The organism is Flavobacterium salmonis (assembly GCF_903819435.1).
Lineage (GTDB): Bacteria > Bacteroidota > Bacteroidia > Flavobacteriales > Flavobacteriaceae > Flavobacterium > Flavobacterium chungangense.
In genome coordinates, this window is record NZ_CAIJDP010000062.1 from 289150 (window position 1) to 301538 (window position 12389).

The 12389-nt window shown below is 33.5% G+C and carries 10 protein-coding genes; 4 read left to right on the plus strand and 6 right to left on the minus strand.

Annotated elements, in window-relative coordinates:
* Positions 1 to 166 precede the first annotated feature (166 nt).
* The 3 genes from FLACHUCJ7_RS08660 to FLACHUCJ7_RS08670 all read left to right on the plus strand — a co-directional run bounded on the left by FLACHUCJ7_RS08660 (position 167) and on the right by FLACHUCJ7_RS08670 (position 3523).
* On the plus strand, positions 167 to 850 hold the full coding sequence (locus FLACHUCJ7_RS08660; protein ID WP_031455240.1) for a response regulator transcription factor: 684 nt from the start codon (positions 167 to 169) through the stop codon (positions 848 to 850).
* A 129-nt stretch (positions 851 to 979) separates the two neighbouring features.
* Positions 980 to 2059, plus strand: a complete 1080-nt coding sequence (locus FLACHUCJ7_RS08665) for a sensor histidine kinase (protein WP_180908617.1) — start codon at positions 980 to 982, stop codon at positions 2057 to 2059.
* Positions 2060 to 2227: 168 nt separating this feature from the next.
* Complete coding sequence (locus FLACHUCJ7_RS08670; protein WP_180908618.1) at positions 2228 to 3523, plus strand: porin; 1296 nt, start codon at positions 2228 to 2230, stop codon at positions 3521 to 3523.
* A 2-nt stretch (positions 3524 to 3525) separates the two neighbouring features.
* On the opposite strand, the gene FLACHUCJ7_RS08675 is transcribed toward FLACHUCJ7_RS08670, so the two are convergent.
* The 6 genes from FLACHUCJ7_RS08675 to FLACHUCJ7_RS08700 all read right to left on the minus strand — a co-directional run bounded on the left by FLACHUCJ7_RS08675 (position 3526) and on the right by FLACHUCJ7_RS08700 (position 11200).
* Positions 3526 to 4596, minus strand: a complete 1071-nt coding sequence (locus FLACHUCJ7_RS08675; RefSeq protein WP_180908619.1) for a glycosyltransferase — start codon at positions 4594 to 4596, stop codon at positions 3526 to 3528.
* A 271-nt stretch (positions 4597 to 4867) separates the two neighbouring features.
* A complete protein-coding gene (locus tag FLACHUCJ7_RS08680) occupies positions 4868 to 5395 on the minus strand; it encodes a hypothetical protein (protein ID WP_180908620.1) in 528 nt (175 codons plus the stop codon).
* 63 nt (positions 5396 to 5458) lie between these two features.
* Positions 5459 to 8890, minus strand: a complete 3432-nt coding sequence (locus tag FLACHUCJ7_RS08685) for a hypothetical protein (RefSeq protein WP_180908621.1) — start codon at positions 8888 to 8890, stop codon at positions 5459 to 5461.
* Positions 8891 to 8977: 87 nt separating this feature from the next.
* Complete coding sequence (locus FLACHUCJ7_RS08690) at positions 8978 to 9205, minus strand: DUF5808 domain-containing protein (RefSeq protein ID WP_031455246.1); 228 nt, start codon at positions 9203 to 9205, stop codon at positions 8978 to 8980.
* 152 nt (positions 9206 to 9357) lie between these two features.
* Complete coding sequence (locus FLACHUCJ7_RS08695) at positions 9358 to 10617, minus strand: aspartate kinase (protein WP_180908622.1); 1260 nt, start codon at positions 10615 to 10617, stop codon at positions 9358 to 9360.
* A gap of 106 nt (positions 10618 to 10723) precedes the next feature.
* The gene (locus tag FLACHUCJ7_RS08700) at positions 10724 to 11200 is read right to left on the minus strand and encodes a GNAT family N-acetyltransferase (RefSeq protein WP_180908623.1); all 477 of its coding nucleotides are present in this window, start codon (positions 11198 to 11200) and stop codon (positions 10724 to 10726) included.
* Between the two features lie 171 nt (positions 11201 to 11371).
* Between FLACHUCJ7_RS08700 and fbp the strand changes: the two genes are divergently transcribed.
* Positions 11372 to 12379 carry a class 1 fructose-bisphosphatase gene (fbp, locus tag FLACHUCJ7_RS08705; RefSeq protein ID WP_031455249.1) on the plus strand — a complete coding sequence of 336 codons (1008 nt, stop codon included), beginning with the start codon at positions 11372 to 11374 and terminating at the stop codon, positions 12377 to 12379.
* Positions 12380 to 12389 lie beyond the last annotated feature (10 nt).

The window sequence follows — 12389 nt, forward strand, 5'->3', positions numbered from 1 at the left end:
TTGTTATGTTTTTGTGTCTTGTAGATTATCAAATTGTTACCAAATTAAATTACCGTTAACACGACTTTTTAACCGTTGTTTTTATAGTATATTTACCATCGCAATTCAAAAACATCAAATATATAATACAGGAAATTTGATGTAAAAATTTCAACTTTTGCTATTTATGAAAAAAACACAAACCAAGATTTTACTAGTCGACGATGAACCGGATATCCTTGAAATTGTAGGCTATAACCTTGCTCAGGAAGGCTACCAGATTGTAACGGCTTCGAATGGAAGAGAAGCAATCACAAAAGCTCAAAAAGAATTGCCGGATCTTATTATCATGGATGTCATGATGGCAGAAATGGATGGTATGGAAGCGTGTGAGCATATTAGAAAAATCCCGGAATTAAATAACGTTATCATAACATTTTTAACAGCCAGAAGCGAAGACTATTCGCAGGTAGCTGGTTTTGATGCCGGTGCCGATGACTATATTACAAAACCAATTAAGCCAAAAGTACTGGTTAGTAAAGTAAAGGCTTTATTAAGAAGGCTGAAAGAACAGGAAGTTGTTACGGATACCTTAAACGTAGGCGGAATAGAGATTAATCGTGAAGAATACAAAATCATTAAAGATAATATTGAAATTTCCCTTCCAAGAAAAGAATTCGAATTGTTTTATTTGTTAGCTTCAAAACCAGGGAAAGTATTTAAAAGAGACGAAATCCTGGATAAGGTTTGGGGAAATGAAGTAGTAGTTGGCGGAAGAACAATTGATGTACACATTAGAAAATTGCGTGAAAAAATTGGCGAAGACCTTTTTAAAACTATAAAAGGGGTTGGTTATAAATTTGAAGCGTAAAATTCTTAACTCTTTATAAAAGAATAAAATTTAAAAACCATTTAGAAATTTGTTTCATTAAGTCAAAAAAAACTTGATGGGATTAATTTCTTAAATGGTTTATTGTTTAAAAAAAATATCGCTGTTTCAATGAAAATTAATTTCAAAAAAACCTACAAATTCGCTATCAAATCAGCATTGTATATAAGTCTTTTCACAACTGGCTTTGTGTTGCTGCTGCTGAATATATTTTATAAAAATCAATTAAAATATCAGGTTGGGTTTGGAATAATTTTTATAATTTCTGTATATATCTTTTCTTTTTTAGTACTGCAATATCGTGTTGAACGATTTATTTACAGAAGAGTAAAAAAAATCTATGATGAGGTTTCACTGCTGCAATCGACTACACTTATCAATCAGCCGATAACTACCGATATGGAAACGCTTTCGCGGGAGGTGAAAAAATTTGCTACAGATAAAAAGCTCGAAATCGAAATGCTCGAAATCAGGGAGCAATACCGAAGAGAGTTTTTAGGAAACGTTTCGCACGAACTTAAAACACCTTTATTTACGGTTCAGGGTTACGTTTCAACTCTATTGGATGGAGCAATGGATGATAAGACAATCCGGAAAAAATATCTAAAACGTGCTGAAAAAGGAGTAGAAAGATTGATCTACATAGTTGAAGATCTTGATATGATTACCAAACTGGAGTCTGGAGATCTGGATTTAAATATTACCGAATTCAATATTGTCGAATTGCTTCAGAATGTTTTTGATTTGTTGGAAATGAAAGCCGATAAAAAGAAAATCAAACTGGCTTTCGAAAGTAAGAATCTGCAATCCTTATTAGTAAAGGGAGATAAAGACAGAATCCAGCAGGTCTTAGAGAATTTAATTGTCAATTCTATTAAATATGGGAGAGAAGGTGGCTTGACTGAAGTTGGAGTCGTTAATCTGACCAAGAAAAAGGTGCTAATCCGTATTAGTGATAATGGAGAAGGGGTTGAAAAACAAAACATTCCACGTCTCTTTGAACGTTTTTACAGAGTTGACAAAAGCGGTACACGATCTGAAGGAGGTTCCGGTTTAGGATTGGCTATTGTAAAACATATTATTGAAGCGCATAAGGAAAAAGTTTATGTAGAAAGTGAGTTCGGAATTGGATCTGAATTCTCTTTTACCCTCGAAAAAGCACAAAAACCTCAAAAACCTGAAGTTAAGTAATTGTAAGTATCTGTTCTGTCAAACACTGTACAATAAGGGTTTTAACAATAAATAAACTTTCCGGGTTTGTTCGTAACATTAAATTTTTATTATAATAACATCTGGTTAATGATTTCTTAACATAGGTGGTTACATCTTTGCATCTTGAAATTAAGGGCATTAGAAAAAATGATAAAAAGAGCAATAATTGCAGTTTTAGTACTGCTTACATGTGCTACAAAAGCACAGGAACTCAACAAACAGGATGTGAAAAACGAGGTAATGCGTATTTTAGATTCTATAAATAAGGCAAAACTACCTGATACTAAATCTGGAGGAGGCATAGAAGAACATTGGTATGACAGAATCTCACTAAGAGGTTATGCACAAATAAGATATAATGGTTTACTTTCTACAAACGATAAAGTTTCCTGCGACCAATGTGACAAATCCTGGGGGACAACATCTACAGCTCTGGATGCAAAAGCAAACAACGGACTTTTTATTCGCCGTGCACGTTTAGTATTTTCAGGTCAGGTGCATCCAAATGTGTTCTTTTATTTTCAACCGGATTTTGCGAGTTCACCAAGTAGCGGAATTCAAAATTTTGTTCAGATTAGGGATTTGTATTTTGACCTTTCTTTCGATAAAAAAAGAGAATATCGTCTTCGCGTGGGGCAGAGCAAAATTCCGTATGGGTTTGAGAACATGCAGTCCAGTTCACAACGTCTGACTTTAGACCGTGCAGATGGAATAAACAGCGCAATAGCAAATGAGCGTGATTTAGGGATGTTCTTTTACTGGGCACCTGCAGAAATCAGAGAACGTTTTGCAATGCTGGTAAACGATGGTTACAAAGGCTCTGGCGATTTTGGAGTTTTTGCTTTTGGAGTTTATAACGGTCAGATAGCAAATAAAATAGACGGAAACAGAGATTTGAATGTTGTAGCAAGGGTGACTTACCCGTTTGTTATTGGAAACCAGATTATAGAACCCGGAATTCAGGCGTATACAGGAAAATGGGCCTTTACAGGAGAAATTTCTTCAGGAGTTACGGTTAATGATCCACAATATATAAAGGACCAGAGAATAGGAGCGACTTTTGTTTTGTATCCAAAACCCTTCGGAATCCAAACGGAGTATAACTTTGGTACAGGACCACGATATAATACAGTAACCAAAAATGTTGACGTTACAGATTTGAACGGAGGTTATGTTTTATTAAATTATAAATGGGATATTAAAAAACAGCATATTTATCCTTTTGCCAAATTTCAATATTATGACGGAGGTAAAAAATATGAAAAAGATGCAAGAAGATACATAGTAAGAGATTACCAAATTGGTGTTGAATGGCAGCCAATAAAAGCATTCGAGCTAACAGCAGAATATGTACTTGCCGACAGAACTTTTGAAGACAGCGCCCTGCCTGTTAACAGACAACAAGGAAATTTATTGAGACTTCAGGCACAGTTCAATTTTTAATCTTACTTCTCAAAAACAGTAAATAACGAATCCCAGTCGATATTAGTTTTAAATTGGGACAAACCTTTAAACGATTTTACTTTTGAAAGATCTTCAATAGTAAAGTCGTTTTGCGTTGCATAGGGTACTAAGTTTTCATCCTGAAGTTTTACGGCTAGATACTCCTGCTCATATTGTCCTGGAGTTGGGATAAAAAATGCTTTTTTTTCCAGCTTTGCCAAATCCATAACTGTAGTATAACCTGAGCGGCATAAGACCAAATCACTTTCGTTAAAAGTTTGTTCCAGCTGTTTGGTATTCATGAAATTGTAATAGGTAACGTTTTTAAATTGTTGCTTGGTTTGCGTTTTTTCGACAACTCCTTTTACAAAAACGACCTCTCCTGTGTATCGTGCAATTTCTGCATGTAATTTTTCTTCCAGCATGGTACGCTGTGGTTCCGGACCGGATAATATAATCATCAAATCATATTGTTTTGGCGTTTCTTTTTTGCGCATTCTGCTCAATGGGCCAATGTATTTCAGGGGTAAATTGTTATCTTTCAGATGTCCAAGGTCTCCTGTTAAGTTAGGGGTTTCGTTAGTATCGGGAATCCAGCACTGATCGTATTTTTTGATAAAGTACTGATGGCATTTGCTGGTAAACTTTGTGGTATTTCCTGTCATCACATTCAATTGATGCGTGATAAAGACAGAAGGGACTTTTTTACTGAAAACTCCTAATCTATTATCCGAAATGATACCGTCGATATCATATTTTCTGATCCAGGAATTCACTATTTTCTTTTCGTCTAAAATAGCTGTAATCATTTTAGGTAAACTTTTAATCAGCTTCCATTTAAAGTTTTTGCCGTTTTTAGCATATTCAATATGGTAAGAAGGCAATTCTAAGGTTTGAATGTATGGAAACTCTTTTTGTAATAATGACAATGCAATACCATCAGATGCAATTATGGGTATATAATTGTTTTCCTGTAATGCCTTAATTATCGGAATACATCGGGTTGCATGACCTAATCCCCAGTTCAAAGGAGTTATTAAAATAGTTTTATTGGAAGTATATTCGATGCTCATATATGGCGATTTTTCAAACGAAGATACAGAAATACTCTTTTTTTGTTATTTCGGATACATTACTAAATTATTAACTCTGAAATTCAAGTTTCAACGAAAACGAATATTCAACAATAATTGAAACTAAAAAAGTGTCAGTTTGAGCAGAATCATAGCCATTTACAGTTAAAGCCTTTGATTCCATTCGGGATTACTTCCTCATAATAAATAAACTAAAAAAGCCCAGACTTCTCGTCGAAATCTGGACTTCTTTGGTCAGATAGAAAGTTTTTTAATCCTGAATATATGTTTTGTTTCCGTTTTTATTGATATAGTATTTTCCACCTTTTGGACCGGTATAGACTTTTTTGCCATTATACTCACCGGTAACCTTATCAGCTACTTTTGGTGCTTTTTCGTTTGTCTCTTTTATAGTCTTAGTGCCTTTAGCAGAAACGGTTTTTTTAGCTTTTACCGCTTCGTCCTTAGCTTTTGTAGCATCACTCTTTGCGCTGTTGGCTTCTTTTTTTGCTTTTTCGGCTTTTTTATCTGCTGCAGTTTTAGTATTGGCAGTTTCTTTTTTTGTCTCTTTTTTTGCATTAGCGGATTCCTTTTTTGCTTTTTCGGATGCTTCTGCTGCTTTATCAGAAGCTACTTTAGCTTTCTTAGCTTCTTTTTTGGCATCTGCTTTAGCTTTATCTGCGGCTTTTTTCTTTTGAGCTGCCGTTTCGGTTTTGGCTTTCGTAGTTTTTGTTGTTTCCTGTGCGTAAAAATGACCAGATAAAACAATCATTAAACAAAGCAATACTAATTTTTTCATAGTTTCAAAGGTTAAAATTTCAATTTAAAATTAATCAATTTATCATTACAATTTTATAATCTGTTAAAAATAAGCTCTTAACTGAATATTTCCTGTATGCACAGTTGCACCCGTTTCACTTTGACGGCCCTGATAATTTAAATTTACATCTAAAAATTGGGTTATATTTTTCTGTAAAAGTAATTTCCAGACTAAATTTTGTCCTGCCTGAAGGCCTTCCAGCATTTGAAATCCTACAGATGAAAATTCATCTCCTGTAAATTTGTTTTTATAAAAAGAGAACTCTCCGTTTACGGTCACTTTTTTATCTCCGGAATACGAAAATGAAGTTCCCAAACGGTTTTGATTTAAGGTTTCAAAGTTTCCAATGAGGTTTTCTTTTCTCTGTAATTCATAAAAGAAATCTAAACTGGTGTTTTTAGAAAATAAATAACTGATTTTAGGAGCAACCTGATAGCCGGTTAAATCATAATTTTTAGCAGTAAAATCTTTTGAAGTTAATGAGGTCTGAATTGTTTTGGTAAATAAATTCAACAGCCAGCTTTTTTGATATAAATGCGTGTACTGCAATTGATGTGAATAGTTTTTTACAGATTGCGAACCAATCGAAAGCAGGTTTTTTCCATTATTAATCAGATAAGAATAAGTTACAGAATGCTTTTGTTTGCCCCGGTTATAAAACAAACTGTTTCTAAAACTCGAATTTAACCCTAACATATTTTCGTCAGAATCCTTAAACGGATTTATTTCAAAATTATCGCCATTACTTTTTACTTTCCGATCTTTTATAAAGGAGGTTTGATTATAAAAATAAGAAGCTATTTTTTTGAAACCTTTTTCGTTTTGCCACTGTAGCGGATTTAACGTAAGCGATAACGAAAATTTATTCTGATTGGTTTTGATGTAAACCTGATTAGGTAAAAAAATCCGAATGAATTTTGCCTGGTCTGGAAAAGAGGCTGTTTCAAATTCATCTAATTCCTTAATACCATTGTTGTTATAATCATTCCATGCATACACACCCTGACCTGCCGGAACTTCAATATAATTGTATTCCTGTTGTGCAATGGTTCCTGAACTGGTTTCGTAAGCAGTTCCTGTTTGAATAAACTGATTAAAGAAACGATCATTATATAAAACTCTTGAGTTCAGTGAAGGTTCACTTTTTCGATTGGCAGCTGTAAAATCAAGGTTTCTATAACTGGCATAAACAGCAAGGTCTGTTTTTTTGTTCTGAATCAGTTTAGATTTCAAAAAATAGGTTTGCGAATTGCTTACGTGCTCCAATAATCCATTTTGTAAACTATCGTTTTTTCGTCTTAAATAACCCAGTTCTACAAAAACTTTGGTGCTGTCTCCACGTCCTATAAAAACACCATATTCTGAAAAGCGCTGACTAATTGCCGAAAGTTGGTTTGTAGCTTTATCTCTTTCCTGATTGTCTTCGATCTGAATATTGCCGCCAACCCAGTTTTTTCCAAAATGATATTTGGTTTTGGTCAGGTTTCTAATAAATTTTGAAGTTGAAATTGTGGCATCACTTTTCAAAAAACTGCCCTGATTTTCGATAGTCCAGTTTTTTAATTTAAAGAAGGCTGTTGAAGTATGTCTGGTTCCTGAATAACTTTCTGTAAAATCTAATTTTTCAAACTGATAGTTGAATAAACCAATGCTGGAAGTTTTTTTCTTTGAAAATAAATCAAAATTCAGACCAGTTACCAAAAGACTCTGATTGCCTAAAAAAGTAGTACTTAAATTCCAATCCCTGTTAAATTCAATATTGTATAAACGTTCAACGGATTTAAAATTTTCTTCTACAAACTGATAATTGGCATACCCATCCAATGTCCAGTTTTTAGAAAAAAGTCGTTTTTTTGTATTCAATTTCAAAGCAACTCCGTTATTATCGTTATCATCATTATCCGAAAATAAATTTTTGTCGTTATTACTTATTGCAATTTCAAAATCAACCAGCGTTTTTTCATTAGGATTGTATTTTCCTAAAAAAGTGGCAGCCTGAAGTTTCATTGGTGCCACTAATTGTATGATAGGTTCGTAATTTCCCTGAAGTATTCCGTTTACAGGAGCAATATATTCATAAATCCGCTCAACTGAATTTGTATTCTGAATTACATAATTTCCGGAATTAACTCCAACTAGGCTAAATTTTACATTGTACAAAACATCTGCTGAGTTGTTTGAATATTCATAAATTTCGACTGAATTTTGAATTGTTTTTTTGTATAAAATTTTAGTGTTGGAATAAGTGTCTTCATAGGCAGATGGTGCTGTCATTAAAGTTGTGTCATCTCCTGCCTGACTTAAAACTTCAACTTGTTCCGAAGAAAGATTTTGCTGTAAAGGCTGATTTTTTAAATCATTTTCCGAATATAAATAACCGGCAAAACTCCAGCTTTTGTTTTCATGAGAAGCGCCGGCATAGGTTACCATTCGGTTATAATTTCTATCCGAATATTGATATTCAATATTGATTCGCATTTCGGAAGTAATCGTGAAAAGTGATGTAAAAACAATTTCTCCGGCATTGTAATCAATCACATAATCATTATTTTCGCCTCTTTTAAGCAAAATACCATTCACATAAACACGTTCAGATCCCGAAATAACCAAAACATACAATTCTCCATTTTGTCCTTTTAGTTTATAGGGTCCCTGATTGCCTTCCTGACCTGTAAAGGTACTTTTGGCATATTGTCCTTTTGCAAAAGCTACTGATGCAAATACATTGGTTTTATTATCCTCTCCTCCAAAATCAAAACTGGTCGAAAGTCCCTGCACTTTTTTGTTGAAACTCAAAAATTGTGTTTTTCTGTTTTCTAAAAAGACATCACCTGCCCGAATGTTCCATTCGTCACTGAATAATTCCATAAAGATATTATCGAACTGATCCAGTTTTTGCGAATAACCGCCATCCTGCAATGGTATGTTGCTGTCCTGAAGCGAAGCCCGCAGACTTATTTTATCTGAAATTTTTCCTGTAATCTGAAGATCTAAATTAGAGTTTAAAACCGTATTTTGGTTGTTTCCAATTGTAACACCACGAGTGATGCTCCCGGAGGTATTCAATCCGTCAAACGGGGTTGCTTTTTTAGCATTGGGATTTTCTATTTTATATAATTTTTCAGAACCAATATCATTACTCACTACCTGATTCGATTTGTAAAGGCTGTATTCTTTGGTTAGAAATTCAGGATATTTTAAATAATTAACAATAAGCGTATCGGAATCTGAAGTGAATTTTTCATTTAAAAGAAGTTTTCCTTTTTGAAAATCAATTTTATAAAATGTAGAATCTACAGGTTCATTTTTAGAATTTAAAAGCTGAAAAAAACCAGAATTGATACTCACATTTTCCAGATGAATAGTATCTCGTGTAGCAATTACTTTTTTGGTTTTATAGAGTAAATTTGTTTCCTGAGCCTGAAGCCCGGAAAACCAAATGAAAATCATTAAAAACAGTAATTTTTTCAGCATAAATACTTTAACTCTAAAAAGTCAAAAGTAGTATTTATAATCGGGAAATGTTGTGGCAGATATAGGTTTAGTTATTGTATAAAATGCTTAATTGAGGTGTCTTCCTATGACAATAAGAGTTATCATTAAGATGATCAATGCAAAAACAGAATGAGGATTCGCAAAATTAGTGGTGTATCCAAATTGCTTTATTTTTTTAGGAGGAAATAGTCTTTTATCTTTTGGGTTATAATAAAAAACACCCCAAATCCAATTATCAGGGTCATTTTCCCATTTGTTTTTGGTTTCTTCATCCGGGTCGTTATCGTAATCCATAATTTGGAAGATTAATAGAGTTGATTTTCTTAAACGAATATAAATTTAATGAATTGTTTTATAAGGTACTTCTAAAAGATTATAAAAAACAAAAGGCTTCACTTTTAAGTGAAACCTTTATTATCTTGAATTAAATATAACCTCTTCTAAGATTAATTGAGTTCTTTGGTTACAATCTGCATAGTCTCTCGGCTTACTTGCTTTAGTAAAACTTCTTTGTTTTCTTCAACCGTTTGTGCCGCTTCTTCACTAAAATGACGAATTGTATATAATGTTACATTGTCAGTAAAATCGACTTTGAATTTTTTCGAAAGAATCGCATTCAGTTCGTTGAAGTTTTCAAATTTATCTTCAACACAAACAGAAAAACTAATCGCTGAGTTCTGAATCAAATTTACCTTTAATTTAAATTCATGAAATAATCCAAAAATTTCACTGATGTTTTCTTCCATGATAAAGGAGAAATCAATAGAAGAAAGCGAGATTAAAAGCTGGTTTCTTTTTACAATAAAACAAGGTAGATAAGGTTCTAAATCAACTCCTTTAGAAACACACGTTCCTTTTAATAGTGGGTTGATAAAAGATTTAACATATAACGGAATCTCTTTTTTCTGTAAGGGCTGTAATGTTTTCGGGTGAATAACCGTTGCACCGTAAAAAGCAAGTTCAATGGCTTCACGGTATGAAATCTGATTTAATAAACTCGCATTTTCAAAATAACGAGGATCTGCATTCATGACTCCCGGAACGTCTTTCCAGATGGTAACACTTTCAGCATTCAGGCAATAAGCAAAAATTCCGGCAGTATAGTCAGAACCTTCACGGCCTAAAGTGGTAGTGAAATTATTTTCATCAGCCCCTAAAAATCCCTGAGTGATGTTTAATATTTTTCTTGTTACATTTTTGCTGATGTTTTGCTGGGTAGTTTCCCAATCTACTTCTGCATCTCTGTAATTAGAATCTGTTTTTATAAAATTACGAACATCCAGCCATTGCGTCTGAATTCCTCTGAAATTCATAAAATGACTTAGGATGTTTGTCGAAATCAATTCACCAAAACTCACAATCTGGTCGTAAACAAAATTGTAATTTGGAGATTTATTGTGTGCCAAAAAATATTCTAATTCTGAAAATTGCTCATTAATTGCAGCAAAAACTTCGTGTTTTTCGTCCTCAAATAAATCTAACAATATTTGATTGTGATATTTTTTTATCTCTTGTACAGAAGAACTAAGTTCTGCTGATTTATCAAAATAGTTTTTAATAACGACTTCTAATGCATTTGTGGTTTTTCCCATAGCCGAAACTACTAAAATCACATCTTCATAACCCACTTTTTGTAAAACGTCATAAACGTTCTTAATTCCTTCAGCATCTTTTACCGATGCACCACCAAATTTAAATACTCTCATCTTTAATTTGTATTGTTGAGACGCACTGCAGTGCATCTCTATCAGTTTTTTAAAATTTTAATATTTGACAGACCATCCTCCTTTTGTTCTGTCGCTTTTTGTTTGATTAGTTTATTTTTTCTAAGTACGAATTAATGCCTGCTTCATCCATTTGGACTACTCTCCATTCCTCGATAACTTTTGCGCCAGAGTTCTCGTAGAAATTTACGGCAGGAGTATTCCAGTTGAGAACATTCCATTCAATTCTTCGAACATTTTCTTTTTTTCCTTGTTTCATTATTTCAGAATAAAGTGCAGAACCTAAACCAGTACCACGCATTTTTTCTTTTACAATTAAATCTTCAAGGTGTATTGTTTTTCCTTTCCAGCTAGAATAACGATAATAATATAATGCAATTCCAACAATCTCCTTATCAACATCTGCTACAAAAACATGAAACAATGGATTTTCTCCAAAACCATCACGGATCAAATCTTCTTGGGTTATTAAAACAGCATCCGGCTCTTTTTCGAATATTGCAAGCTCCTGAATCAGTGCTAAAACCGATTTCATATCTTCAGGTTTTCCTTTTCTAATATTCATAATTCATATTTTTAACCTGTTATTCTCTAATTAAATATTTTTTTAAATGAAAGTCTGTGCGTTTCATTAGCAAATATACAATAGTAGCAAACTAACGAAATAATTTTTGAATCATTCTCACAAAAAAAGCGATATTTGTGACTTATAACTAAAAACTACAACGATATAGCAATGGAAGAACGCAATAAAACACTGGGAGAGTTTATTATTGAGAACCAAAAAGCATTTCAGTATTCATCCGGTGAACTGTCCCGGATTATCAACTCTATACGTTTGGCGGCAAAAGTCGTAAACTATAAGGTAAACAAAGCTGGATTAGTGGATATAATTGGCGCAGTAGGCGAACAAAATATTCAGGGAGAAGAACAGCAAAAATTAGATGTGTATGCAAACGAAGTATTTATCCAGACGTTAATAAACCGTGAGATTGTCTGTGGAATTGCTTCAGAAGAAAACGACGAATATATTACTGTCAAGGGGAGCGACAACAGTAATAATAATAAGTACGTGATCTTAATGGATCCTCTTGACGGATCTTCAAACATTGAAGTAAATGTTTCTTTGGGAACAATTTTTTCTGTTTTTAGAAGAGTCACCCCAATTGGAACTCCGGTAACAAGCGAGGATTTTTTACAGCCGGGCATTAATCAGGTGGCAGCCGGATACGTAATTTACGGAACATCTACTATGCTGGTGTACACAACAGGTCATGGTGTAAACGGATTTACTTTAAATCCTGCCATTGGTACATTTTATTTGTCACATCCAAACATGCAATTTCCTAAAGACGGGAATATTTATTCGGTAAACGAAGGGAATTATGTACACTTTCCGCAGGGTGTCAAAAATTATATTAAATATTGTCAGCGTGAAGAAGAAGACAGACCTTATACTTCAAGATATATTGGAAGTTTAGTGTCTGATTTTCATAGAAATATGATTAAAGGAGGGATTTATTTATATCCAACAAGTTCAAAAGCACCAAAAGGGAAATTACGTTTGATGTATGAGTGCAATCCGATGGCCTTCATTGCAGAACAAGCCGGTGGAAAAGCAACAGACGGTTTTGGAAGAATTATGGAAATCCAGCCAACCGAACTGCATCAAAGAGTTCCGTTTTTCTGTGGAAGCATTAACATGGTAGAAAAAGCAGAAGAGTTTATGGCAGAAGCACAATAGCCATAATTTT